The sequence below is a fragment of the Amycolatopsis sp. WAC 01376 genome, from assembly GCF_003947415.1.
GTDB lineage: Bacteria > Actinomycetota > Actinomycetes > Mycobacteriales > Pseudonocardiaceae > Amycolatopsis.
Window position 1 is genome coordinate 221609 of the sequence record NZ_QHKL01000003.1, and the last position, 24444, is coordinate 246052.

A 24444-nucleotide genomic window follows, 5' to 3' on the forward strand; every position below is an offset into this window, starting at 1 on the left:
ACGTCGCGCGTCGGCGTCCAGCCGTTTCGCTTGTGCTGATCACGATCGGAGCAAGGAAGGCGAGCGTCACCAGGCGGGCAGATCATGACCATCCTTCGCAAGGCTTCAGCTTGCCTTCGTGTGTCCGGGTCCACCGCTGTCCGTTGCTGTCAGAGAAATGCACCTCCAGCCAGCCGAACGGAACGATGTTGCGGGCGGCGCTCTCCCCGACCTTAGACAGCAACGTCTGGCCCCCCGGGACCCTGATGAGTGCCTCCCGCCCCAGGTGGTCCTCGGCCAGGTCACTGATGTACCTCGTTAGGTACTCCGTTGCGTAGAGGTGCACGTATGGTTCGGGCTGCGGACCGACGGTGTCGATCCTGATTACCGACTTCATGCGGGCTGGTGACCCCTTGTCCAAGTTGGCTGTGAGTTTCCCCGGATGCGGGAAGTCGAAGCCCAGCTGAACCTCGTACATGGGTAGCGGGCCAGTGTTGGCCACCATGACCTTCGGTGCCAGGAGATCTTCGCGATCGATCCACGCCCCGAACTTCGAGGCAAGGTCTTGCTCGGCCTTCTCGCGATACTGAGCGTCGGACTTCTGCCACCCCACGACGGCGATCCAAACGGCAACCGCCGCAGCCGCAATGCTGCCGATTCCGCCGACCCACTGGCCCCAGGCGGCCCACCAATCGGTGCCCTTCTTGAAGGCGATGCTGAACGCGGTCAGCGTGATCATTCCAATGATCGCCGCAGTGCCAGCAGCTCCCGCCCAACGGCGCCAGTTGTCATTCACCGGGCGAGTATGCCGCCCCTCGATGCGAACGCGCATGAACGACAAGGGGGCGACATGAAGATCTTTTACTGGCTCGCCGACTACTCCGGCTGCGGCTTCTACCGCGCCCTGCTGCCCGGCTCCGAGCTGGCGAACCGCGGCCATGACGTCATGGCCGACGGCCGCGTGGTCCCCGCCGAGGTGCACGCCGGGGAATGCGATGTGGTCGTCGGGCAGCGGGTGTGCAACGAGGCGGCCTCGGTCACCTGGCAGAAGCTCGCCCGCGCAGGCCACACGAAGCTCGTCTTCGAGACCGATGACCTGCTGTCCGCCGTGGACCCGTCCAACCGGCAGGCCGCCGGGTTCTACGACAGCGAGACTGTCGAGCGATACCACCAGAACATGGCCGTGGCCGACGTGATCACGGTGACCACGGACCGGCTGGCCGACTACGCGTGCTCGATCAACGCCACCGCCGCGATCCACGTGCTGCCCAACCAGGTGCCTGGCTGGCTGCTTGACCACGAGAAGCCTGCTACCCCGGACCCGGAGCTGCTGACGATCGGTTGGCGCGGCGGGCTGTCGCACAACCGTGACTTCGGCGAGCTGGCCCGGCCGCTGCGTGCCTTCCTTCAGCACCCGGCGCACCGAGGCCGCGTCGAGTTCCACGCGATGGGCGCCGACTACACGTCCCGGGTGGCCAGCAACCACGGCCGCACCCGGTGGACCGGCTGGCACGAAGCAGTCGGCGACTTCCTGCGCGCCGTCGACTTCGGCCTGGCCGTGATCCCGCTGCGGCCGTCGATCTTTAACGAGGCGAAGAGCGACCTGGCGCTGGTGGAGATGTCCGCGCTCGGCATCCCCTCCATCGTCTCCGGCTGGCACGGGTCGCCGTACCGCGTGCTCAAGGGCTACGCCGACCCGGTCGCGCACCTGGCCAGCAAGGCCAGCGATTGGACCGAGCACCTGCGGTACCTCGTCGACAACCCCGAGGCGCGCGAGCAGCTCGGGAAAGAGGCTCGGGAGTGGGCCGCCGGCCGAACCATCGAGGCGAACGTAGGTCTGTGGGAGTCGGCTTACAGCTGAGTTATGTGTAACGAACCGACATACGTTGGGGTCAAGTTACGGCCTAGCGGTCTTACCGTCCCCGTATGGATATCTGCCCGAAGTGCCGAGAAGGCGAAATCGTCTGGCTGCGTATGGATGTGCCCGGAGGCGGCTGGTGGCATTGCAGTGCCTGCCAGAGCCAGTTCACCAAGGTCGCGCCCGGCAACTACGTGGAATTGAAGGACTAGCCAATAAGCCCGTCCTCCAGCTCTTCAGAATTGGAGGACGGGCGTATGGCGGTCGCAGTCATCGTGCCCTGGGGTACCGACAACGGGCCGCGCGAACGCGTGTGGACGAAGGTCCGCGCCCTGTGGGAGAAGAGCGGCTGCGACCTGATCGTGGCCGCCGACCCGCTGTTCACCCTGCGCGGCAAGTTCGCCGTAGGCCGGGCGATCAACCAGGCTGTGCGGCTCGCCCCGGCCGGGTACGACCGGTTCGTGTGCTTCGGCGCGGACATGCTGCCGTGCACCACGACAGTTCGATGGGCGGCCGCCGAGCTGGACCGTCAGCCGTGGACGCTGCTGTTCGACCGAGGTGTGGGCTTGTCCGAAGAGGACACAGCACGCTGGATCGAGGGCGGTGGCGGACACGTCGCCGCCGGGTTCGGCGAACGGTTCGCCTCGCCGTGCGTCGGCCCGATCGCTTTCACCCGCGCGACGTTCGAGAAGGTCGGCGGCTTCGACGAGCGGTACGAGGGCTGGGCCTACGAGGACGTCGACCTCTGGTACCGGCTCCAGCGGGACGTCCCGCGCGCAGCGCCACAGACATACCCCGGCACGCCGCTGATCCAGTTCTGGCACCCGGAGACGCACCACGACCTGTCGCAGGAGAACCCGAATGTTCGGCTGTTCCACGACACGTGGCTGGTGCGCTCGGGCAAATGATCACGGTTGTCCTGGCGTCTTCCTTTTGACTGTCGCCACACCGCCCTTCGTGGCTGACGACCAGCTGCCGGGCGCGAAAATGCCCAGGACCGTGCCGCCGGAACCTCTGACGGACAGATGTCCCTCGTTGTGCACGTCAACGTCCGTGCCCGCTTCGAAGGTGTGTGTCGCGTTCCCAGTGTGAACTTCCACAGACATGTGATCACTCCTTTGTGGGTGCACGTAAGTCGTCGATCTTGCTTCGTCTGTTACGACAAATCCTCGCCATGAGGCTCCCCTGCGGAGCGGGGGAGCGCCGTCGGCCCAGGCTCGCGCACGAGCGGGGCGTGGAGCGGCCCGCCGTCCGGGCGGCTGTGGGCTGCCCGGACGGCGGATATCCTTCACTCCTCCGCGTTGGTGACGATCACGGCGACGAGGATGGTCGCCACGCCCATGAACGCGATCGCGTTCTCGGGGTAAGACCTGCCGATGATGAACCCGACGGTGGAGATGTAGCTGGCGATGATCGCCAGGCCGATCCTGTTGTCCGACATTGCTGCTCCTGAGTGAGCCGAGCCGGGCGCTGAGCGCCGCAGGAGCGTTGCCCGCTTCTGCGCGTATTGGCTGCTGAGAAGCGCGGTTCGACAGGACTACGGAATTTCGGCCAATCACTGTGGCGTTCCGCACAGGGCATGGGCAGGTGAGCGATGTTCGATCTCGACGCTCACCTGGCCAGCCTCGACGAGAGGCTGCTGGCGCTGCCCGAGGGCCGCCGTGTCCTGACCGAGATGGACCCGCTGCTGTTCGCCGTGCTCTACCTCCCGCACCACCTGCGGGCACAGGAGACCGGCGAGAACATCACGTTCAGCGAAGCCCACCTCGAATGGTGCGAGCTGGCCCAGCGCTACGTCGCGCCGATCACCGCCTTCGAACCAGGCGCCCTGCGGGACGCGATCATCGCCCCACGCGGACTCGGCAAGAGCACCTGGTGGTTCTTGATCATCCCGATGTGGCTCGCCGCGCACGGGCACCGCAAGTTCATCGCTGCCTTCGCGAACAGCGACACGCAGGCCACCGACCACCTCGGCAGCTTCAAACGCGAATTGGAGAACAACGCGCTGCTGCGGTCGGACTTCCCGAAGCTGTGCACTCCGGCCCGGCGCCCCTCGGGCACCACAGTGTCGGATTCGCAGCACATGTACGTCGCCGCCTCGGGGTTCGTGTTCACCGCGCGCGGTATCGACTCGCAGGTGCTCGGCTTGAAGATCGGCACTCGGCGGCCGGATCACCTGATCCTGGACGACGTCGAGGGCACCGAAGGCAACTACAGCCCGACGCAGAAGGAATCCCGGCTCAAGACGATCACGTCGGGCATTCTGCCGATGAACAACCTCGCCTCGGTGACGATGGCGGGCACCGTCGCCATCCCCGGCGCGATCATCGACGACATCGCGGCGAAGCAGCGCGGCGAGCAGTACCCGGACTACGTCGACGACGAGCGGTTCATCCCGCGCTACTACGACGTCATCCAGACCGGCGAGGACGGCACCGAGCGCAGCCTGTGGCCCGAGCGCTGGACGATGGCGTGGATCAACACGGTCCGCCACACGCGCTCGTTCCAGTCGCAGATGCGCAACGACCCGATGGCCGCGGACACCGCGTTCTGGTCCGGTGACGACTTCGTCTACCGCGCGGATCTGCCGATCGTGCGGCAGCTGCTGTCGATCGACCCGGCCGTGACGACCAAGGCGAAGAGCGACTTCACCGCCTTGGCGGTGATCGGCGCGACGCTGCCGGGCCCGGACCGCGTGTGCGTGGTCCGGTTCGCCCAGCAGGTGAAGATCCCGCCGGGGGAGAAGCTGCGCCTGCGCGTGCTGGAGATCTTGAACGAATACCCGGATATCACGGGCGTCGTCGTCGAGACGAACCAGGGCGGCGATACGTGGCTGGCGATCCTGCACGACTTGCCGGTCCAGGTCCGCACCGTCCACCAGGACCGGCCGAAGGAAGTCCGCGCCGGATCGCTGCTGGCGAAATACCAGCGCGGCCGCGTCTTCCATGAGAAACGCTTGCACCGCCTCGAAGCCCAGATGTTGAAGTTCCCGCTCGACGCGCACGACGACCTCGTCGACGCCGTCGGCACCGGGGTCGAGGTGTTCCTGAAAACCGATGCCCCGCCGCAGCGGGCAAGCGCACGTGAGGGGGCTGCCTGATGTCAGATCTTGACGACGCCCTGGAGGCGATGCGCGGCGCAGAGGACGGCTACGACACGGCGAAGGCGTACAGCGACGGTCCGGTGGAAGAGGTGTTCACCTCCCGCCGGGTGCGGCGTCTGCTGCGCAACCAGGGCGTCAGCTTCGAGACCCTGATGGGCGACGTCGTGATCGACGCCGTGGCCGACAAGCTCACGATCGAGGCAATCACCAGCGACACCGAGCCGCGCACGAAGCTGATCGCCGACGTCGACGAGGCGAACAATATGGCGCTGGTTCGGCCGGCGGTGATGCGCCGGGCGCTCCAGCTCGGTGACTCGTATCTGTCCGCCTGGCCCGTGCTCGACGCGGCAGGCGAGCCGGTACCGGGCAAGGTGCTGATCTCGGTGCACTCGCCGAAGGCGATGCGGGTGCTGTACGACGAGGACCAGCCGGGCACGCCGCGTGTCGCGATCCAGAAGTGGACCGTGAAGACGCCACTGGGTGCGAAGCGCGTTCGTGTGGATCTGCTGTACGACGACCGGATCGAGCACTACATCTCGCAGGGCGCGCGGTCGAGCCGGGCGGGCGACTTCAAACCGTACGAGGCCGACGACCGCGACGCTGTCGAGGAGAACCCCTACGGCTTCCCGGTGTTCCACTTCCATGGCACCGGCTTGCCGGGTGAATACGGCACGCCGGAGCACAAGTGCTTCATCGGTACGCAAAACAAGCTGCTAAAGCTTGAGATCAGCCACATGGCGGGCGTGGACTTCAACACGCTCCCGCAGCGGCTTGGCCTGCGTGACGCCGGAACGCCCGGCCCGTCGCCGGTCGACGACCTCGACGAGGATGAGTTCCTCGCCAGCCCGGACGGCCAGCGCACCAGCTCGACGACCGGTGACCGGAAGTCGAAGCTCTCCAGCGAACCCGGCTCGTTTTGGGACCTGGAGGGCTATCGCGACGTCAAGCAGCTGGAGCCGACCACCGCGGCCGTGTTCCTCGACCCTCGCGCGGCGTACCTGCGTGAAGGCTCGGTGGTGTCGAAGACGCCGCTGCACCTGTTCGACCGCACCGGTCAGATCCCCAGCGGCGAGTCGCTAAAAACAGCGAACGAACCGCTGGACAACAAATCTGGCCGCCGGAAGACGGCGTTCGATCCGACGTGGCGGGCGTTCTACCGGTTCGTTCTCAAGATCCTCGGCCACGACGACGCGCCGGTGACACTGGCGTGGGCGCCGATCGAGTCGACGGACGAGACCACGAAGCTGGCACAGGCCAAGCAGAAGCAGGAAATCGGCGTCCCGGTCGATCAGTCGCTGACAGAGCTGGGCTACAAGCCCGACGACGTGAAGCGGTGGATGGAAGACGGCGACGGCGGCCTTCCGCAGCGGATCGCGTTGCTGGCCCAGCTCGGCGACGCGGTCGGCGACTTCGCCTCGGCTGTCGCGGCCGGGCTGATGGACCAGGCGACGGTTCAGCAGGTGATCGCGAAGCTGGTCGGCGACGTGACGGGCCCGGACGATGACGGCTCCGGCTAGCGTCATCCCGGCGGTCATCGTCGAGCACGACGGCGAAGCCCTGACGCTGGAGGACGCGGCCGTTCTGGCCGCTGCCTGGCCGGTGCGTGAGGCGTTGAAGGCAGCTCTTTCGTGGGCGCACGTGGCTTGGTCGAAGCGATTCGGCGCGCCGCGCGGGCTGCGGTCCGGCGAAGAGTTCGACGCGTACACCGCCGAGGTGGCCGCCCGTCTCCGTGCCGTGGAGATCGACCCGGCGCCCGTGCTGCTCGACTTCGCGCAGCGGGCCCGGGTGCTCGGCGTCTCGCAGGGCCTGATCGAGGCGGGTGCTCCACAGCAAAATCTCGAGGTTTGGCTTCGCGAGGAGACACGACGGCACATTGACGAAGCCACGACGTCGGCGCGGGCGAAGCTGGCACAAGCGGCTGACCTCGTCGAGGCGTTGAACCGCGGCAGCTTCAAGACGATCAACCGGCAACTGGCCGTCGCCGACCAGGCCGGGAACCTCGTCGAGCGGGCCGCGCGCACGGTCACGAACGCTGAGCTGAACGAGGGCCTGGCCGACGCCGCCAAGCACATCGGCGGCCGCCTGCTGTGGATCGCCGAGCGGGATGCCTGCGTGGCGTGCCTCGCGTTGTCCGGCCAGGTCGTCGAGCCCGGCGACGTCTTCGACTGGCGGCTGACCTTCGGTGCCAAGGCGTACCAGCCGAAGGACTACAACACCGCCGGTGAACTCGTCGACATCGAGCTGGAGCGGCCGCCCCGGCATCCGTACTGCCGGTGCCGGGTCTCGCCCTGGCTCGGCCACGACGAGGCCACCGCGCGAGCCGTGACCCACGACTGGGCGCAGGCGATCAAGGACGCACAGGCGAACGGCGACCAGGCGGCCGTCGACGCGGCGCGCAAAGCGGCTGCGGCAGCCCAGTCCTCTGCCGCGTTCGACCTCCCGGCGGCGCTGCGGCGCGAGGCCGAGCGGTCGATCCTGCGCGGCGACGCACTGCCGGCCGAATCGGAGAACGTGCGCCTGGCCGCCGCCGACCGGCTGTTGGCCCGGATCGGGTCCGGCAAGAACTCGCCCGCGCCCTCTGGGTGGCGGGTGCCCGCGTCGGTGAAGACGCGGGCCGAGCGGGCCGTGAAGCGCGGCCGGTTCACCAGATAGCCCGTGAGGGCAGACACGAGGAGATGCCGAGATGGCTGACGACCCCACCCCTACGCCGGACCCGACGCCCGCAGCCCCACCGGCTCCGGCCTCTGAGCCCGCTCCGGCCGAGTGGACGCCTCCGACGAAGGCTGAGTACGAGGCGAAGATGGCCGAACTCGCGCGTGTGAACGCCGAGTCCGCTGGCCGCCGCGTCAAGCTCAAGGAACTGGAGCAGAAGAACGAAACCGACGCCGAGAAGGCCAAGCGCGAAGCGCTTGAGGCCGCGACGGCGCTCTACAAGCCGACGGCGATCAAGGCGTCGGCGAAGTCGGCGCTGCTGGAAGCCGACGCCAAGACGGAACGCGTGGCCGCGTTGGCTGGCCTGCTCGATGTGTCCAAGCTGGACATCGACGACAAGGGCGAGATCACAGGCCTGGACGCCGAGGTGAAGCGCGTCAAGGCCGAGTACCCCGAGTTCTTCAAGACCGAGGGCGAAGGCGAGCGGCCGCGTCCCGGCAAGCTGACTCCCGGCGGCAAGACCACCGCCGCCACCGAGAAGACGGCGGGCGAGATCATCGCCGCCCGCTACGGCGGCTGATCCGAGCCCGCCACACCAGAACCATGAGCAGCCCGTGAGGGCGTCCAACCGCACCCGTGATGGGAAGCGGTGACTTTCCCTTTAATCCCAACAGAAAAGGAGAGCCATCATGGCTGTCGCTTTCACCGGGGCGGGCTGGATCCCGATCGAGACCAACCCCGACGTCATCCAGAAGGTCAAGCAGTCCTCGGCGGTGCTCCGCTTCGGCCACCCCGTGCCGATGGGCAGCAACACGAAGTACACCCCGCGCTCGGGCGGCGTCGTGATCGGCCGGTGGGCACGCTCCACCTCGGCTCCGGCCGACAGCAGCCCGAACGACTCCGTGCTGCTCAACACCGACAAGTTCGGCGGCAAGGTCGTCGTGCAGGCCGAGGACATGGAGGACTCGCTGGCGTCCATCGTGGACACCAAGTCGGGCGACGCCGGTACCTCGTTCGCGAAGCTGTTCGACAACGTGACCCTCGGGATCACGGCGGCGAAGGGCACCAGCGGGTGGGGCTTCGACTCGCTGTACTACGTCCTCACCCAGGCCGACGCGACCACCGGCTACACCGCGAACGCGAACCTGACGCTGGCGGGCACGGGCGGGATCACCTACGACAACCTGTCGGCGTCGCTCGGCCTGTACGAAGTCGGCGACTTCTTCGACGAGGCCGAGACCGTGGTGATCGCGCACCCGTCGTTCAAGCAGGTGCTGCGCGGGATCAAGGACAGCACCGGTGCCCCGATCCTGAACGAGTCGACCGCGGGCGTTGCCGGTGGTGGCCAGGGCGGCACGCCGAAACTGTTCGGCTACGACCTCCAGTGGTCGATGGGCGCCAAGACGTCCGCCGCTGGCTCGGCCACCCCGACTGGTTTCCCGTTCATCGTGTTCGGTAACCGGCAGTTCCTTCAGGTCGGTCACCGCACCGGCGGTGAGCTGGCGGTCAACTTCCAGGACACCGACACCGGAATCGGCGTCGACACCGACGAGAACCTGCTGTACTTCCGTGCCCGCAAGGCCTTCGCGGTCGGCGCGCCCGGCGCGTTCTCGATGCTGGTGAAGAACTGACCGAGGCCGTGATGGGGCCGCGCGACTTCTCGTTGCGTGGCCCCGTTTCCGGAAGGAGGGCGTCATGCCGGACACCTGGGCCACCGTGGCCGACGTTCTCACCTACGCCAAGGCCACCGTCGACCAAGACGAGGTGCTGTCGGCGCAGGCCGTGATCAACACTTACGCCGGCCGATTGCCGGTGGACGCCGACCGGATCGGCGCCCGGGACCAGTACTGGTTGAAGCTCGCCGTGGCCTACCAGGCCGCGTGGCAGCTCGCGCAGCCCGACCAGTTCGAGCGGCAGGACATCACGTCCACCGGCGGCGGGCAGTCGACGCAGGGCACCGAGACCTGGCTGACTCTGGCCCCGCACGCGGCGCAGGCGCTGCGGCGCGTGTCCTGGCTCGGCTCCGGTTCACTACACGTCCGGGCCTCGGGCGAGACCTCGGACGGGCCGCGCGAGGTGTACGGCGATGACGACGGCGATCCTGGCACCTGGCGGACAATCTGATGTGGGCACGGGCGACGTGCCGGGCATCGATCTACCGGGGCACCACGCCGTCGGACTTTGGCGATCCGGTGCCGAACAACCTCATTCCGGCGGCCAGCGGCGTCCTCGCCGCGATCGAGGAACGCGACTCCCGGGTCTGGGACCCGGCGACGCAGACCGCGCGCGTGGTCCGCGTCGCCAAGGCAGCGCTTCCGTCCACGACGGACATCCTCACCGGCGACCGGCTCAAAGACGACACGCACGGCGTGCTGTACCTGGTCCAGAACGTCACGCGCCCACGCACGGCAGGCCGTGTCCCGGACGTGCAACTGGACCTCAAACGGGTCGGCGACGACGGGGGGTGAGCCGTGGCGGAGTACCGCGAGACCCCGGACTGGCGGGAGCAGATCACCGCCGACGTCCGCGAGTTGTTCGGCCGCCTGGTCGGCGAAGTCCTCGACGACGCGAAGCGCCTGGTTCCAGTGGATACCGGGCACCTGCGGGAATCGCTGTCGGCTGAGATCAACGGCGACACCGCCCGGATCGGCTCGGAGCTGAACTACGCCTTGTACGTCGAGGAAGGCCACCGGGTCGCGTACGCCGGGCCGGACGGCGAGACCGTCTTCACCGGTGACGTGGTGCCGCCGCAGCCGTACCTGCGTCCGGCGCTCTACCGACGGCGGGGTGCGTGATGACGGCCCCGTTCCTGTACGCCTCGGACGAGGCGGTGACGCTGGCCTGGCTGACGCAACTGGACGGGTTCTCGGCCGGGATGGTCGGAGAGACGCTTCCCCGCGACACCAGTGCCTGGGCGACATCGGGGTTCGTGACCGTGGCGGTGGCCGGCGGTTCGACGGTGCCGGAGTTCCGGCTGGAGTCGCCGGTAATGGACGTGCGCGGGTGGGCGACCACACCGGGCACGGACGCGCCACCGTGGAACAAGGCGCGCAACCTCGCGCTGAGCGTGCAGGCGGGAACCTACCGGCGGGAGCCGTGGTTCGTGCCGCTGACCGCGTGCAGTGAGAACGCCGTCGTGAAGACGGCCTACGTCCTCGGGAAACCGAGGCGGGCGTATGGCGACTTCGGCGACTACGCCGTGTACGCCCTGGATCTGGTTCTGAACTGGGTTCCGGTCGCCAAGAGCACCCCGTGAGGGGACTGACCACCAACCTTTCGGGCCACAAGGCCCTCAGTCCTCTTTGGAGTGATCATGGCCGACACCTTTGGCCTCCAGCCGGGAAACCTGGTGATGGGGCCCGCCCGGCTCTACATCTATCGTTTCGCTTTCGACCCGACGCTGTCCTACGAGCCCGCGCTGGCGGACATCAACATCGCCCCGGCCGCGTCGGCCTGGTACGACACGGGCATCACGCTCGGCGGCACGAACGTCAGCATCAGTCCGACGTGGACGCCGCTCACCGGTGACCAGCTCGTCGACAAGCTCGGCGCGAGGCTGACCGACCGCGACATCAAGGCGACGGTGAACTTCGCCGAGATGACGCGCACGAACCTCGCCTACGCGTGGAACATGACCGCGGGCCCGACCGGCTCGAACTACCGGGTGTCGGACCTCAACGCCGGGCAGACCGCGAACCGGGCGCCGTACCGGACGCTGCTGGTCGACGGTCTCGGCCCGGACGTCGAGGACGGCTCGGTGTCGCTGAAGCGGCGTGCGATCTTGCGGAAGTCGCTGCCCTCGGGCGACACCGCGCTCAACTGGGAGAAGGCGAACCAGCAGGCGCTGGCCGCCGAGTTCCAGGCGTTCTTCGTCACCGAGGCCATCAGCCCGATCCGGGTCATCGACGAAGACGAAGTCTGATCCATCCCCAAGACGCAGCCTCGTTCCGCGCGCACCTGACGGCGTGCGGGGCGGGGCTGCCCCCATTTTTCCTTGTCCTGTCAGGAGGACCACCTCATGGCCGCATCCACCCCGCGCAAGACGACCACCCGCAAGACCGCACCGCGTAAGAGCACGCCCACGAAGCCGAAGGCCGATCTCGGTGTCGTGCTCGACGACGCCGAAGCGCAGGCCGAAATCGACGCCCTGATCGCCGACCGGGAGCCGCTGTTCACCATCGGCGGCGTCACGTACACGATCCCGAAGCGGGTCCCGCCGTCGTGGTCGTTGCAGGCGTACAGGATCGCCGTGGAGCAGGGCAGCGCGGCGTCGCTGCATTTCGCGGCGGAGAAGCTGCTGACCCCGGAGGCGTGGAACGCGCTGGTCGAGTGCGAGACCGTCACCGAGTCCAAGATGCGCACCGTGCTCGATGCGCTGGTGGACCGGATTCTGCCGGATGGGGTTCTCGGCCCAAAAGCGTGATGGACGCCTGGCACGCGCGGCTGTCGGCGGTGGGCTGGTTCTTCGCCCACATCGAGGACGTGTTGAGCGACATGTCCGTGTTCCACCGTGTCGACGAGCTGGACCAGCTGCCCGCGTCGGTGTTCCTGCCGCGCATGGTCCGCCTGACGCTCTACGACGGCGCCGTGCGCCACGCCCTGCGCCGCGACGCCGAGCTGTCCGCAATACCCGCGCCACAAGCAGAAACCCGGCCCGCTGACGCGCCGCCGGAGCCGGTGCGTGCGCACACCGCCGACGAGTTGAAGGCGCTGAACAAGACCCGCGAATACGGGCCGCTGGGCGTGAACCAAGCCGGGGTCTTCGACTTCGGCTGACCGGGGAGGGGGCACGCGGTGACCGCACCTGGTGGCGACTTCAAACTGGCAGGCGCCTACGTCGAAGTCCGTTTGAAGGACGAAACGTCCGGCGACGAGAAGCGCATCCGGGCGAAGATCGAGGGCGAGAAGCCTGTTTCGCTCGACACGGCGCTGAAGGACCCGAAGAACACCCGCCTGATCAAGGAGAAGATCGAGCGGGAGACGAAGCCGGTTCTACGGCCGGAGGTCGACGAGAAGTCCACGCGCGACTCCGCGCGCAAAGCGGGCAAGGGCGCCGAGGATGAGCTGAGCCGTTCGGCGCGGCGCGCTAACGCGCAGTTCGACGCCTTGAAATTCCTCGGCTTGTCGGTCGGATTGCCTGCTGCCGCAGCGGTTGGCGCGGCCGGGGCGACGGCGTCGCTCGCGCTGGTGGCCGGCGGATTCGCCGCACTCGGCGTGTACGCGGCCTCGTCCTCGGACCAGGTGCAGGCGGCCGCCAAACGCATGGCCAACGGCGTCCTCGACGACGTGACCAGCATGGGCAGCGCCCTGGAAGACGACATCGTCGGGGCGCTGGGGCACGCTGGGCAGGCATGGGACCGGCTGGCGCCGCAGGTCCACAGCGCGGTGAACGCCTCCAAGCCCGCTGTGCGCGAGCTGACGGGTTCGGTGACCGACTTCGCCGAGAACGCAATGCCCGGGATGGTCACCGCGGTCAAGGCCTCGGAACCGGCCCTCAAGGGCTTGCACAGCCTCGCCTCACAGGCAGGCACCGGGCTCGGCCTGTTCTTCGCGAACGCCGCACAGGGCAGCGAAGGCGCGCAGCGTGGGTTCGTCGTGCTCGGCTCGACGGTCGCCTTGCTGGAAGCGCGGCTCGGGACGCTGTTCGCGAACCTCGCGCGCGGAAGCTCGGGCCCGCTGTCGTCGCTGTACGTCCTGGTCGATCAGGCCACGGGCGCGTTGAACGACATGACCGCGCAGGGTTCGGCGGCGATCGGGTTCCTCGGCGGCTTCACCAACACCGGTGTCGGCGCGGTGTCGATGCTGCGGCTGCTCGTGTCGCTGCTGTCGATGCTGCCGCCGGGGATCGGCCAGTTCGCCGGATCACTGACTGCGGCGGCGATGATCGCGAACCGGTTCGGTGTGGACGTCGGCGCCGGGTTCCGGGGCATCGGGGACCAGGTCCGCAACGCGCAGGGCGCGGGGAACAAGTTCACGACCTTCCTCGGCGGCCTGGCGGGCGGGTTCACCCCGGCCACCCTGGCGGTGGGTGCGTTCGGGCTGCTGCTCTCGATCCTCGGGCAGAAGCAGGCCGAAGCTGCCGAGCGTGCCTCGCGGCACACGCAGGCGGTCAACGACATGACCGAGGCGTACCGCCGCGACAACGGCGTCATCGGCGAGAACGTCCGGCAGACCGCATTGAAAGCGTTGGCGGACAAGGGCGCGTTCCACTCGAACGAGCGGCTGGGCGTGTCGATGGGCACCGTGTCAGCGGCTGGCTTCGGCCAGGCGGACGCGCTCAAGACCGTCAACGACAGCTTCCGTGGCTACCTGACCAACCTCGTCCAGTCCCACCAGGTCGGTGGCGACGTGCTGGACATGGTCCTGCGCCAGGCGGACGCCTACGTGAAGGAAGGCGGATCGGCAGAGGACACCGTCGACGCGATGACCGCGCGGCGCATGGCGTCGCTGGAGTTGTCGGACGCCGAAGAGGCGCAGCTGGTCTCGACGTTGAAGAACGTCCGCGCGATCAACGAGCAGGCCGGGGCATCCGCCGAGGGCGCACGCAAGGCGGCCGAGCTGGAAGCCGGGCTACGCAAGATCGAATCCATCGCCGCACGGGGCATGCCCCCGGCGATGTACGCGGCGAAGGCCGCTTCGGCGGATCTGGAGGCCGCGTTCGAGACGCTGAACCAGACCGGCGGAGACGTGGCAGCCAAGGGCCAGGCGATCATCGACGTGATGCTGCGGCTCTCCGGCCAGACTCCGAGCGTCGAGGAAGCGTTGCAGGCGTGGAACGACGGGCTGCGCGGCATCGGGGAATCCTTCAAGGGCGCCAACATCCCGGGCCATGCGAAGGATCTCGTGGATGCTTCCGGCGCGATCAACACCGTGTCCGACGCGGGGTCGAAGCTCCAGGACACCGTGCAGAAGGGAGCGACCGACTTCGCCGCCTACGCCCAGTCCCTCAAGGACGCGGGCACGCCGGTGGAGGAGATCAAGGGCAAGCTCACCGGCATGCGCGGCGAGTTCGCCGCGCAGCTGAAGCAACTCGGCCTGAACGACACCCAGATCGGGAAGATCCTCGATCACTACGGGATGTTGCCGGACAAGGTGATCACGCAACTGGGCCTCGAAGGTGACGCCGAGACCCAGCGGCAGCTGACGGACATCCGGTCGCAGCTCGCCGCTGTGCCGGACAACAAGGGCATCGCGGTCAAGGCGCTGACCGACCCGGCGATCCGTGCGCTCGGCGAGCTGGGCATGAAGGTCGTGAAGCTGCCGGACGGAACGTTCCGAGTCTTCGCCGACACCGAACCCGGTAGGGCGGCGGCGGCCAAGCTGCTCAACGACGTCGGGAACAGTGACGCGACCGCCACCGTGTTCGCCAACACGAATCCGGCGGACAGTGCGGTGACGAACTGGAAGAACGTCACCACGGCCACAGTCGGCAACACGACCACGTACACGAGCACCGACCCGGCCACCGGAGCGGTACGGCAGTGGAAGGCCACCACGGACGCGACGGGCGCCATCACCCGGACGTTCTCCGACATCAACCCGGCCACAGGAGCGGTGCGAGTCTGGAAGCAGCAGGCCGACGGTACATGGGCTGAAGCCCATGCCCGCGCAGATGTGGCGGCGGCCGAGGCAGCGCTCAACCATGCCGCGCGAGACCGGACTGCCTACATCCGCACCATCACCGTCGGTACGCCAGGCGGTGGCGGGGGCGGCAGCCTGAACGGGCCGAGGGTCCCGAACGCGCAGGGCAACATCCTGAAGTTCTTCGCGGGCGGTGGTTTCGAGGGCCTGACCCCGATGTCGTCGATGGCGCAGATCGTGCCGCCGAACACATGGCGCGTCGTCGGGGACAACATGCGCGTGCCCGAGTCCTACATCCCGCTTGACCCGCGCTCGGCGCGATCACAGCGGCTGCTGGACGAGACGAACGCGCGCATGGGCCGCACGCCGGTGGCCGGCGGTGGGGTGACCAACCACATCACCGTGCACACCGCCGCGATGGAGCCCTATGCCGTAGCCGCGGCGGTCTCGGCGGAACTCGGCTGGGCCATGAGGGGAGGCTGATGTGCCTACCTCGGTGATCCTGCCGGTGTACTCGATCGGTGGCTGGTCGGCCAATGTGGACGACGACTTCGGCTGTCGGTGGGTAGTCACAGCACAGACGCTCAATAGCGGCTCAGGCCGCAAGTTGCACGTGACGGAGCGGCCGTTCGGGATGGGTGCATACCGCGCGCGCTCGTACTCGGCGGCCCGCTCCGACACCTTGCGAGGCTGGTGCCAAGCACCGGACTTCGCGGGAGCGGCAGCAGCACGAGACCGGTTGCTCGGCCTGTTCCCGGACGGTGCGCAGCTCGCGCTCGTGAAGTCCGACGGCATTTCGGCGCGGCAGCTGCTGGTCGAGTTGGACGCGGATGCGCCGAAGCTCGACGGTTGGGCGGATGCACAGGGTTTCGACTGGCAACTGCCGCTCTACGCAGCCGATCCGCGCTGGCTCGACACAGCTGTGCAGACGGCCGGGCCGTTCACCGTCGGCGGCGCGGCGACCGACGGCCTCGACTGGGGTACCGGCGGCCTGGACTGGGCGAACGGCGGCCTGGACTGGGGCACCAGCGGGAACGGCGGCGTGCTGTCGCTGAACAATCTCGGCACCGCGCCAACGTGGCCGGTCTTCACCATCGTCGGACCTCTGACGAACCCGACATTCACCAACCCGGCGACCGGCGACGTGATCGCTTACACCGGCACCGTCGAGGCCGGACAGACGTTGGTGATCGACACCAGCCCCTTCACCCGCTCGGTCGCGCTCAACGGCGTCGACCGTTTTGGGTTCCTCGCCTCTGCCCAATGGATCGAGATCCCGCCCGGCGGGCAGGTGACTGTCCAGTTCTCCGGCACCGGCGCGGGAACCGTCACCGCCACCTGGCAATACGCCTACAACTGAGAGGGGGCCTGATGCCCACCAACGCGGCAGCGACCGGCTTCTGGTCAGCGATGCCCGGCGGCTCGCGCGCCAACAACGCCCGCCAGGGTCGTGCCCTGCTCCAGGGCGTCTACCAGAACAACGACGCGACCCCGATGAACGGCACGCGCTCCGGTGTCGTGCCGACGACGTGGGACGCGGCGAACACCCGTTTCGCCGACCTGCTGGTGACGGTCACGTCCGGGCTGACGATGAGCGTGGCGCCCGGCTCGGCCGTGGCGCACCGGTCCGGCCAAGGCCCTTACGAGGGCTGGCTGCTCGCGGCGGCGTCGGTGACGTGCGACCCCGCGCCCGCCTCGAACCCGCGCAACGACTTGGTCGTCATGCGCTGGTACGACTCGACGCAGGGCGACACATCGCCGGACGGCAATCCGTGCCGGATCGAGATCATCACCGGCACGCCGGGCGCGGTACCTGTGGACCCGATCACGGCGAACAGCCTCGGTGTCTACACGAGCTTCCCCACCACGGGCGGCGGGATCGGTATCCCTCTCGCGCGAGCGCAGGTGTCCACCGGCGGAGTGATCACGCTGACCCGGCTGCGGCGCTCGGTCGGCGTCATCGGCGCGACCCGCGCGCTGATGGAAGGTGACAGCGACACCGCGGGCAACGTCGGTGACACCCGATACAACCCGGCGACCGACACGTTCGAGGTGCGCGACAGCGCCGGGAACTGGCGGAAGATCCGCTTCGGCTCGGACATCGGCGGTGAATGGCGGGCGAATGCCGCGCAGTCGCTGACCAACGGCGGCGCCGTGCGGCTGAACTTCCCTACCGCAGTGGTCGCGGGCAACGGGATCACATTCAACGGGACGAACACGTGGACCATCGGGTCAGACGGCGTGTACTCGTTCTTCGCGCAGGCGCGGAAAACCGTTGCTGCGGCGCAGGACGCGATGCACATCACCGGCACGACCTACAGCGACTCCACGCTGATTCTGCCCGGATCGTCGGTGAGCGGGTACGGCGACGTGCACGTCTCAGGATCGGTGTATCTGACCGCAGGCACTCAGGTTTGTGCCTGGTACTACTCCGGCAGCGCGACGGCGAACAGCTACACCACCCGCTATCCGATGTTCAAGATCTGGAAACAGCAGGCCGCTGCATGACAGAACGGAGAAGTCGATGAGCTGGGTTCCCGTGATTCCGAAGTACCGCTTCCTGGCGTGGACCGGCAGCAACCTTTCCGAGTGGCAGGAACGGTTTCCGAATGCCAAGGTTGTCAACGTCAACCAGTTGAGCTACGGCCCGTCGATGGGGCCGATCGACATCGGCGACGGCGTGGTCGAAGGCCCCGGCGGGATCACCACGTGGTGGATCACCCCCGGCGATCTCGCCGTGCAGTTCGACGTCGTGGCCGAGGAATAGGCCGTGGCCGCCGCCGAGCGCGCGTACACAGCGCTGGCTTACGACACGGTCACCGGCCGCGTCCTGTTCGAACTGGACCTGACCACTGATCCGGAATGGTCAGCCCGGATCAACGACGTCGGCGGCTGGAAGATCACCGTGCCGCTGCACGGTCTGGAGCGCACGGCGAAGGTGCGAGAGTGGTGCGTGCCGTGGCGGTTCTCCGTCGCGATCGTGCGCGGGCGAGGCGTTCCCTCTGACACGGTGTGCCAGGCCGGGCCGATCGTCCCGTATGCGCCGGACGACGACAGGCCCGTGCATACGGTGTCCGGCAAAGGTTTCTGGGAACTGCTGAATCGCCGGGCGCTGCACAACAGGGCGTGGAACCCGGGCGCGAAGCGAATCACGGACGCCTCGGCTGACCTGACGATCAACGACAGCCTGCCGAACATCGCCCGGGAGATCGCCGACCACGCCACGTCGATGACCTACCGAGCGGGCTCGGCGCTGCCGCTGGACCTGCCGACGCCGACCGCGACGGGAACGCACACGCGGACCTACCACGGCTACGAGATGGCGTTCGCCGGTCAGCGACTCCAGGAGCTGACGCAGGTTGACGGCGGTCCTGACGTCCTGTTCCAGCCGTACCTGACGGTGATCGGCGGGCTCCGCTACATCCGGCACCGGATGCTGATCGGGAACGCGTACCTCGTGCAGCCCGGCGTGCCGGTGTTGTTCGACTACCGGTCGAACCTGGTGAAGCTCACCATCGCCGGTGACGGCTCGAACCAGGCGAACACCTCCTTCGTCAAGGGCACCGGGAACGAGGCCGGTCAGCTCTACGGCTACGCCACCGACACGTCGCTGACTTCGGCGGGGTGGCCGATGCTGGACATGGTCGACTCCGGCCACACCTCGGCCTCCGAACAGGCCACATTGGACGGATGGGCCTCCGCCGATGTGGCGCTGTACAACTCACAACCCGAGCAGTGGCAGGCCACAGTGCTGGCCGACACGGAACCGCGGCTCGGCTCGTACCTGCCCGGCCACTTCGCCGACTATTCGGTGAAAGACCACCACTGGCTGCGCAATGGCAAGTACTCCTACCGCATTCTTGGCGTGTCGAATGCCTCCGAGCGGGACAAGGTGCTGCACCAGCTCCAAGCGGTGAGGGGGTCCTGAGTGGTCGCCAACCAGCCGATCGAGCGCCCGAAATCGCTGGACTACCTGATCAACCAGCTCCGAGACCTCCAGCAGACCGTGGACGAGCTGACCCGGCAGTCGAAGTTCCCTTTCGTCGTCTCACACGGCGGGGTCGTCGACTTCGCCGTGGTGCCCCGGGCCAGCGCCGACGGCGCGGTGGTGCAGGTCTTCGACGGCACCGGAAAGCTGGTGCTCGGATCGGACGCTGACGTGGGCTACGGGCTCGCGCAGCCGTTCATCCAGGTGCCGATGTACCCGACGAACCCCGGCTTGATCTTCAACAGCGGTGGTTCGTTCGTCTCCTATTACACCGGGCAGGCGCAGCAACTCAACAGCTGCTTCCTCGCCCAGTGGCGCATGAACAACTCGTGGGGCGGTGCGGGAGCGGCCTCGGTCGTCGAGAGCTACGTGAAGATCACCGACTCGGTAACCGGGTGGGACTGGACCAGCCCGACCGTGACGGCGCCTGCGTCTACGACGACCGCACCCGGCGTGCTGACCACCTGTGGCCCATACGCCGTGCAGGTGCCCGACACCTCGATCGGCAACTCCATCGGCGTCGACATCTTTTCCCGGGTCGTGTCCGGCGGCGCCAGCTCGGCCGTCGCGGTCACCCCCGTCTCGATGCTGGGCACGTCGAAAGCGTTCGCGGCGTCCTGGCTCACCTGAACCTGAAAGGGGGTGGCTCGTGATCACGAGTACCCGAAATCCGTTCGAGACACTGATCGTCGCCGCGTTCGGCCTGTACTGCGCGGTGGCACTGTCGATGTTCGACAAGGTCGCCACCACGACCCTGCGCGGCTACCCGCCGCCATTCGGCCACGTGTTCCTCGCCATCGGACTCATCACGTGCTCGGTGGCACTGACCGGAATCATCCGGGCCGCCACCGTGCGCGGCGTGCTGCTCGAACGCGCCGGGCTCACCGGTTTGGCCGGCGTCGGCTTCGCCTACGCGTGCTGGGGCCTCGGCACGACCGGCGTGAGGGCGTTGGCGTTCTGCCTGTTCCTGCTTGCGATGGCCATCGCCGCAGCGTGGCGGGCGCGGCAAATCTCGAGTGCGAGAAAGGCGGCGCTGCGGTGAACGAACTTCTGACCTGGCTCGGCGGCGCGGGCGGTGTAGGCGCGGTCGCGAAGGCCATCTTCGATCTCGTCAAGAGCCGGGCTGATGCCCGGAAGGTCAACGCCGACTCCGCTGCCGTGCTGATCCAGACCGCCGCCGAGTCCAATAAGGACCTCGGTGACGACCTGCGGGAAGTTCGCGCTGAACTGCGCGAGGTCAGGACCACGCAGCGCCGTCACGACGACGTGCTGCGCGTGCATCACCGCTGGGACGAACAGGTCGTCGACCAGCTTCGTCAGCTGGGCGGCACGATCGTCGACCCGCCGCCGCTCTACCTGCCGGAGGTGCCGTGATGGCGCAGTGGCCTTTCCCTTGGTACATCGCTGAATCGCTGGAGGTACTCAGGCGTCAGCTGAACGCGCTCGCGCCGGACCGGAGTACCGCGAGCGACGGCGGGATCGGCGACTCTGCGCACCAAGGCCGGGCCTCCGAACACAACCCGAACAACTACCGGCGTTGGGACGGCGCCCGCCAGGTGTGCGCCCGGGACTTCACCCACGATCTCGGCGGCGGCCTCGATTGCAACTGGCTGGCCGCCGCGCTGATCGCGTCGGGTGACAACCGGATCAGGTACATCATCTGGTGGGACCGCATCTGGACGCCCGGCGTGGGGTGGAAGCCGTATGAGGGCGAGAACGATCACAGGAAGCACCTTCACCTCTCGGTGAAGGCCGGGGCCATCGGCGACCTCGCAGCAGCGTGGCATCTCGGTCCCGCAGGATCAGACCAGGAGGACGAATTGACCCCGGACGAAAAGCTCATGCTCAAGCGGATCTACGGCCAGCTCACGGGCACCGAGGACGTCAAGGCCGGGTTCCCTGGCTTCCCATCCAAGAAGTACCCGCACATCAAGCTCACGGCGGTCGACTTCCTCCGCGCGTCGAACAAGGACGCCATCGACTTCAAGCAGGAACACGACAGCCGGTTCGCCGCGGTCGAGAAGGCGCAGGCCGAACTGGCGGCGAAACTCGACCGGGTCCTGGCCGCGCTCGCCGTGAAGGCGTGACACCGCATAAGGAAAGGAGCCTGCCCGTGAGCGAGCAGGAGTATCACCCCAGCGCCCAGTTCAATCCCGCTCACCCGGATAACGCCGCGTGGGCGAACGGCTCGAAGCCGGTGGACATGCCGGCCGAGGCTGGCATCGTCGAGCAGTTCAAGGGCGATGAGGCCGCCTTGGCGAACGCCCCGGCCGAGGCCGGGATCGTCGCGGCGCACACCGATGCCGAGGACGACGGCGGCAAGCCGAAGACTTCCCGCAAGCGCTGAACAGCGATAAGGCCCCATCCTCCTTGGCAGGAGGGTGGGGCCTTTTGCCGTGTCCGGTGGCTATTTCACTCGCATCGGCAAGAACGCGTCGATGACAGCTGTGTTGGCGATATAGCCTTTAGGGGTGGCCACGACGAGTCCGAGTTCTTCGAGGCGGTGTAGGTCGCGGCTCAGGGTTTTCGGTCCACGGGTGGCGTACATTCCCGCTATCTCTGCGGTGACCGTGGGAATCTTCCGTTTCGGAATGGCCTGATCCGGAGGAAGCGCTAGGACCACCCCACAGCGTCGTTTGTATGTTTCCCCTGTGGGCTCGCTGCGGAAAGTCTGGTGGACGTAATTGACCCAGGCAGTGTGGCGTTGCATGAGCTGGACGTCGTGGATCTGCTCGCGGAGCATGTCGACATAGCCTGCTGCGGAGTAGGAGATGAACCCATCGACGTCGCCGTGGCGGGAGGCGTTGGACAGCTTCTGGTAGTAGCGGGACCTAGTACGGTTGTAGTGGTCCGAGAGCAGGTTGCTGGACACCCAAGGCACGATTCCGCAATGGGCGAGGATGGCGCACTCGACCATCCGGGCAGTGCGGCCGTTGCCGTCGCCGAAGGGGTGGATCCAAGCGATGTAGAGGTGCGCAAGGGTGGCAGCGTAAAACGCTTGGGTGAAGCGGAGATCTTCCGCATTGTTGGTGTCGTTGACCACGTCGAGCAACTGTGCGATCCAGTCGCATAACTGGTCAATCAAGAACTCGACGTCAGCTGGAGGTGCACCCCGGTAGTTTCCCGCCGCGACACGTTCGACGGTGAACTCGCCGGGAACAACGTGGGGTTCGACTTCGAGACCGTCGAGCACGATCTTGTTCTGTGCTTTGATCCACTCTGCGGTGATCGCCAGGCTTTCACCGCGGCGGGATGCCTGATCGATGAGCTGCAAACCATGCAGCACGTTCCGGATCTCCTGCTCCAGATACTGCTGAGTTGGCGGCAGCTCCTTGCGGCCCTCCAGGATGTCGTGGACTTCGTCCTCTCGGAGAGTGTTGCCCTCAATCGCGGCTGTGGCGACGGCGCCCTTCACGAGATAGACGCCAGCGAGCTTCTTGGCGAGAGAGGGCTGCAAGGGCGTCCCCGCCAGATGGCGGCATTTGGAGTACGCCTCACCAAGCTTCGCGCTTGTCGCGTTGAACCGCACCTGGTACTTGAAGGTGATCCACGGATGCGATGATTCATACTCTCTACCTGCGGACATGTCTCCACCCTAGGATTTCAGGCCGTATTTTGTCCATCTCCCTGACCGCTTTGTTGTCCACTCGTTCAGGTAGAACGGGCGGGAACGTGGAGTTCGGCCGGCGCGTCTGTGTGGCGGCGCCCAGCGGGAGATGCAGGTAGGTCATGAGCCCGGCGGTGAGGCGATGTTGTGGCTTCGTCGGTAGGCCTTGTCGCACTCCCAGCACGTCTTGAGAGCGCCGGGGCGCAGCGCGGCGGGCTTGTACTCGATGTCGTCGGTCTCGCCGCACAGAGTTGTCAGGGTCCCGTCGGAGAAGCTGATCATGGCGACCCTGTGCCAGGCATCGTCAAGGACCGGTTGAAGTCGAGCCTGATCGAGGAACAGGACGACGCTCATGGCCAGTACCCACAGACGGGCACACGGACTTCGGTTCCATCTTCGTAGGTCTCGACCCTGACCCATGCCGGTTCGTTGTCACACGGGCACTTCTCGTCCGGCAACGGACGGTCGTTGCGGGTCCTGACGACGGCGGGAGGCTCCTCGGTCTTCATGACGGTCGTCCCTGCCGCATCTCGTGCCGCTCCTGGGCACACGGCGGGCAGGCCTGGTGCTTGGAGTGGCGCGCGACCGGGTGTCTGTCGACCTTCCGTCGCAAGTGCTGAGTGGGAAGGAGCTTGCCCCGCTGGCACCACGGAGTGAGGTGGACGAAGCCGGGGTCAGCGAGTTCACGCTTGAGGTAGTCGTGAACCAAACCGTCGTCCGTGTAGTAGCGCTGTGCGTAGTCGGCTTCGGTGACCCGGTTCAAGCCTGCCGCTTCGGTGACGTTCGTCCCCATGGCTGCATCCTCACCGCTACTCGTCATGACGTCTTGACCACTTAAAGGTGACATGTGCCGAGCAACTGGTCAAGACGAGTTGGCGAGTGGAGAATGCTTGCCATGATGGATCGCACGAGTGGAGTGCCAGCGTTCCGGCAAGTCGCGACCGATCTTCGGAAGAAGATCCACGCCGGTGAGTACCCACCTGGCGCCAAGCTCCCGAGTGAACGCGAACTGATCGATACCTACGGCGTATCTCGACCGACCGTCCGCGAAGCGGTCAACCTGCTCCGCTCCGAAGGCGTGGTCAACGTCGAGCATGGACGCGGCGTGTTCGTCCGTCCGCCGTCGAATATCCAGCGTCTGGCGCGTTCGCGGTTGTCGCGTGCCGCACGCGAACGGAACGAAGGCGCCTTCCTGGCGGAGGCCGCGGCAAAGGGCTTCGCTGCTTCGAGCAACGTCAAGGTCCGCTTCGAGCGCGCCGATGAGCGAGCGGCCGAATTCCTCCGGGTGGACGCCGGAACCGAACTGACCGTGAGAGATCGGGTGATGCGGGCCGATGGGCTGGTTGCTCAGCTCGCGGTGTCGCGCCTACCTCGTGAACTGACGCGCGGCACCCTGATCGAGAAGGTCAACACCGGCGAAGGTGGCGCCTACGCACGCCTCGAAGAGGCCGGTCACACCATCGGCTCATTCGCCGAACACGTTGGCGCGCGAATGCCGAAGCCGGACGAAGTGACGCTTCTCCAGCTGTCGGGCGGCGTGCCGGTCATGACCATCACGCGGGTCGCGTACAGCACGGACGGCAGGCCGCTGGAGATGAACGACATCGTCCTTCCGGCGAACTTGTACGAGCTGACCTACGAATGGCCTGCCGAATGAGCAGTCCGTAAAGACGCCC

31 protein-coding genes are annotated in these 24444 nt (G+C 67.2%); 26 read left to right on the forward strand and 5 right to left on the reverse strand.

Annotated features, from left to right (window positions below):
- Positions 1-82: 82 nt before the first annotated feature.
- Positions 83-775 carry a hypothetical protein gene (locus DMH03_RS17710; protein ID WP_125793135.1) on the reverse strand — a complete coding sequence of 231 codons (693 nt, stop codon included), beginning with the start codon at positions 773-775 and terminating at the stop codon, positions 83-85.
- A 54-nt stretch (positions 776-829) separates the two neighbouring features.
- Between DMH03_RS17710 and DMH03_RS17715 the strand changes: the two genes are divergently transcribed.
- The 3 genes from DMH03_RS17715 (at position 830) to DMH03_RS17720 (ending at position 2745) form a co-directional block, all read left to right on the forward strand.
- Positions 830-1840: a glycosyltransferase family 1 protein gene (locus DMH03_RS17715; RefSeq protein WP_125793136.1), complete on the forward strand. Its 1011-nt coding sequence runs from the start codon at positions 830-832 to the stop codon at positions 1838-1840.
- A gap of 65 nt (positions 1841-1905) precedes the next feature.
- Positions 1906-2049, forward strand: coding sequence for a hypothetical protein (locus DMH03_RS42070; protein ID WP_158633093.1), 144 nt, complete (start codon positions 1906-1908; stop codon positions 2047-2049).
- Between the two features lie 45 nt (positions 2050-2094).
- Positions 2095-2745, forward strand: a complete 651-nt coding sequence (locus DMH03_RS17720) for a galactosyltransferase-related protein (protein ID WP_125793137.1) — start codon at positions 2095-2097, stop codon at positions 2743-2745.
- Between the two features lie 380 nt (positions 2746-3125).
- Here the strand turns inward: DMH03_RS17720 and DMH03_RS42075 are convergent, their stop codons facing one another.
- Positions 3126-3278, reverse strand: a complete 153-nt coding sequence (locus DMH03_RS42075) for a hypothetical protein (RefSeq protein WP_158633094.1) — start codon at positions 3276-3278, stop codon at positions 3126-3128.
- A gap of 153 nt (positions 3279-3431) precedes the next feature.
- Between DMH03_RS42075 and DMH03_RS17725 the strand changes: the two genes are divergently transcribed.
- The 22 genes from DMH03_RS17725 (at position 3432) to DMH03_RS17830 (ending at position 21508) form a co-directional block, all read left to right on the forward strand.
- A complete protein-coding gene (locus DMH03_RS17725; RefSeq protein WP_125793138.1) occupies positions 3432-4937 on the forward strand; it encodes a hypothetical protein in 1506 nt (501 codons plus the stop codon).
- Positions 4937-6457 carry a hypothetical protein gene (locus DMH03_RS17730; RefSeq protein ID WP_125793139.1) on the forward strand — a complete coding sequence of 507 codons (1521 nt, stop codon included), beginning with the start codon at positions 4937-4939 and terminating at the stop codon, positions 6455-6457. The genes DMH03_RS17725 and DMH03_RS17730 overlap by 1 nt, the downstream gene beginning before the upstream one ends.
- A complete protein-coding gene (locus DMH03_RS17735; protein ID WP_125793140.1) occupies positions 6441-7592 on the forward strand; it encodes a hypothetical protein in 1152 nt (383 codons plus the stop codon). Before DMH03_RS17730 ends, DMH03_RS17735 begins: the two co-directional genes overlap by 17 nt.
- A 31-nt stretch (positions 7593-7623) precedes the next feature.
- Positions 7624-8172, forward strand: a complete 549-nt coding sequence (locus DMH03_RS42080) for a hypothetical protein (protein ID WP_158633095.1) — start codon at positions 7624-7626, stop codon at positions 8170-8172.
- 109 nt (positions 8173-8281) lie between these two features.
- Positions 8282-9223, forward strand: a complete 942-nt coding sequence (locus DMH03_RS17745) for a phage major capsid protein (protein WP_125793142.1) — start codon at positions 8282-8284, stop codon at positions 9221-9223.
- Between the two features lie 64 nt (positions 9224-9287).
- Positions 9288-9716: a hypothetical protein gene (locus DMH03_RS17750; RefSeq protein ID WP_125793143.1), complete on the forward strand. Its 429-nt coding sequence runs from the start codon at positions 9288-9290 to the stop codon at positions 9714-9716.
- 68 nt (positions 9717-9784) lie between these two features.
- Entirely contained in the window at positions 9785-10060 is a 276-nt protein-coding gene (locus tag DMH03_RS17755; RefSeq protein WP_125793144.1) for a hypothetical protein, read from the forward strand.
- A gap of 3 nt (positions 10061-10063) precedes the next feature.
- The gene (locus DMH03_RS17760) at positions 10064-10387 is read left to right on the forward strand and encodes an HK97 gp10 family phage protein (RefSeq protein WP_125793145.1); all 324 of its coding nucleotides are present in this window, start codon (positions 10064-10066) and stop codon (positions 10385-10387) included.
- Complete coding sequence (locus DMH03_RS17765) at positions 10387-10848, forward strand: hypothetical protein (RefSeq protein WP_125793146.1); 462 nt, start codon at positions 10387-10389, stop codon at positions 10846-10848. Before DMH03_RS17760 ends, DMH03_RS17765 begins: the two co-directional genes overlap by 1 nt.
- Before the next feature lie 57 nt (positions 10849-10905).
- The gene (locus DMH03_RS17770) at positions 10906-11514 is read left to right on the forward strand and encodes a hypothetical protein (RefSeq protein ID WP_125793147.1); all 609 of its coding nucleotides are present in this window, start codon (positions 10906-10908) and stop codon (positions 11512-11514) included.
- 96 nt (positions 11515-11610) lie between these two features.
- Entirely contained in the window at positions 11611-12015 is a 405-nt protein-coding gene (locus DMH03_RS17775; protein WP_125793148.1) for a hypothetical protein, read from the forward strand.
- A complete protein-coding gene (locus DMH03_RS17780) occupies positions 12015-12368 on the forward strand; it encodes a hypothetical protein (RefSeq protein ID WP_125793149.1) in 354 nt (117 codons plus the stop codon). The genes DMH03_RS17775 and DMH03_RS17780 overlap by 1 nt, the downstream gene beginning before the upstream one ends.
- An 18-nt stretch (positions 12369-12386) precedes the next feature.
- Positions 12387-15656, forward strand: a complete 3270-nt coding sequence (locus tag DMH03_RS17785) for a hypothetical protein (protein WP_125793150.1) — start codon at positions 12387-12389, stop codon at positions 15654-15656.
- 1 nt (position 15657) lies between these two features.
- The gene (locus DMH03_RS17790; RefSeq protein ID WP_125793151.1) at positions 15658-16533 is read left to right on the forward strand and encodes a phage tail domain-containing protein; all 876 of its coding nucleotides are present in this window, start codon (positions 15658-15660) and stop codon (positions 16531-16533) included.
- 11 nt (positions 16534-16544) lie between these two features.
- Positions 16545-17681 carry a hypothetical protein gene (locus DMH03_RS17795; protein WP_125793152.1) on the forward strand — a complete coding sequence of 379 codons (1137 nt, stop codon included), beginning with the start codon at positions 16545-16547 and terminating at the stop codon, positions 17679-17681.
- 16 nt (positions 17682-17697) lie between these two features.
- A complete protein-coding gene (locus DMH03_RS17800; RefSeq protein ID WP_125793153.1) occupies positions 17698-17940 on the forward strand; it encodes a hypothetical protein in 243 nt (80 codons plus the stop codon).
- 3 nt (positions 17941-17943) lie between these two features.
- A complete protein-coding gene (locus tag DMH03_RS17805) occupies positions 17944-19101 on the forward strand; it encodes a hypothetical protein (protein WP_125793154.1) in 1158 nt (385 codons plus the stop codon).
- Positions 19102-19791: a hypothetical protein gene (locus tag DMH03_RS17810; protein ID WP_125793155.1), complete on the forward strand. Its 690-nt coding sequence runs from the start codon at positions 19102-19104 to the stop codon at positions 19789-19791.
- Between the two features lie 19 nt (positions 19792-19810).
- Positions 19811-20203 carry a hypothetical protein gene (locus tag DMH03_RS17815; protein WP_125793156.1) on the forward strand — a complete coding sequence of 131 codons (393 nt, stop codon included), beginning with the start codon at positions 19811-19813 and terminating at the stop codon, positions 20201-20203.
- A complete protein-coding gene (locus DMH03_RS17820; protein ID WP_125793157.1) occupies positions 20200-20535 on the forward strand; it encodes a hypothetical protein in 336 nt (111 codons plus the stop codon). Before DMH03_RS17815 ends, DMH03_RS17820 begins: the two co-directional genes overlap by 4 nt.
- Positions 20535-21248 (forward strand): hypothetical protein, encoded by a 714-nt coding sequence (locus tag DMH03_RS17825; protein ID WP_125793158.1) that lies wholly within the window; start codon positions 20535-20537, stop codon positions 21246-21248. The genes DMH03_RS17820 and DMH03_RS17825 overlap by 1 nt, the downstream gene beginning before the upstream one ends.
- 26 nt (positions 21249-21274) lie before the next feature.
- Complete coding sequence (locus tag DMH03_RS17830) at positions 21275-21508, forward strand: hypothetical protein (RefSeq protein WP_125793159.1); 234 nt, start codon at positions 21275-21277, stop codon at positions 21506-21508.
- Between the two features lie 60 nt (positions 21509-21568).
- Here the strand turns inward: DMH03_RS17830 and DMH03_RS17835 are convergent, their stop codons facing one another.
- The 3 genes from DMH03_RS17835 to DMH03_RS17845 form a co-directional block, all read right to left on the reverse strand.
- Positions 21569-22747, reverse strand: a complete 1179-nt coding sequence (locus tag DMH03_RS17835; RefSeq protein ID WP_125793160.1) for a Fic family protein — start codon at positions 22745-22747, stop codon at positions 21569-21571.
- A 141-nt stretch (positions 22748-22888) separates the two neighbouring features.
- Positions 22889-23122 carry a hypothetical protein gene (locus DMH03_RS17840; protein ID WP_125793161.1) on the reverse strand — a complete coding sequence of 78 codons (234 nt, stop codon included), beginning with the start codon at positions 23120-23122 and terminating at the stop codon, positions 22889-22891.
- 151 nt (positions 23123-23273) lie between these two features.
- Entirely contained in the window at positions 23274-23561 is a 288-nt protein-coding gene (locus DMH03_RS17845; protein WP_125793162.1) for a hypothetical protein, read from the reverse strand.
- Positions 23562-23663: 102 nt separating this feature from the next.
- Here DMH03_RS17845 and DMH03_RS17850 point away from each other — a divergent pair, with 102 nt between their 5' ends.
- Positions 23664-24425, forward strand: coding sequence for a GntR family transcriptional regulator (locus tag DMH03_RS17850; RefSeq protein ID WP_125793962.1), 762 nt, complete (start codon positions 23664-23666; stop codon positions 24423-24425).
- Positions 24426-24444 lie beyond the last annotated feature (19 nt).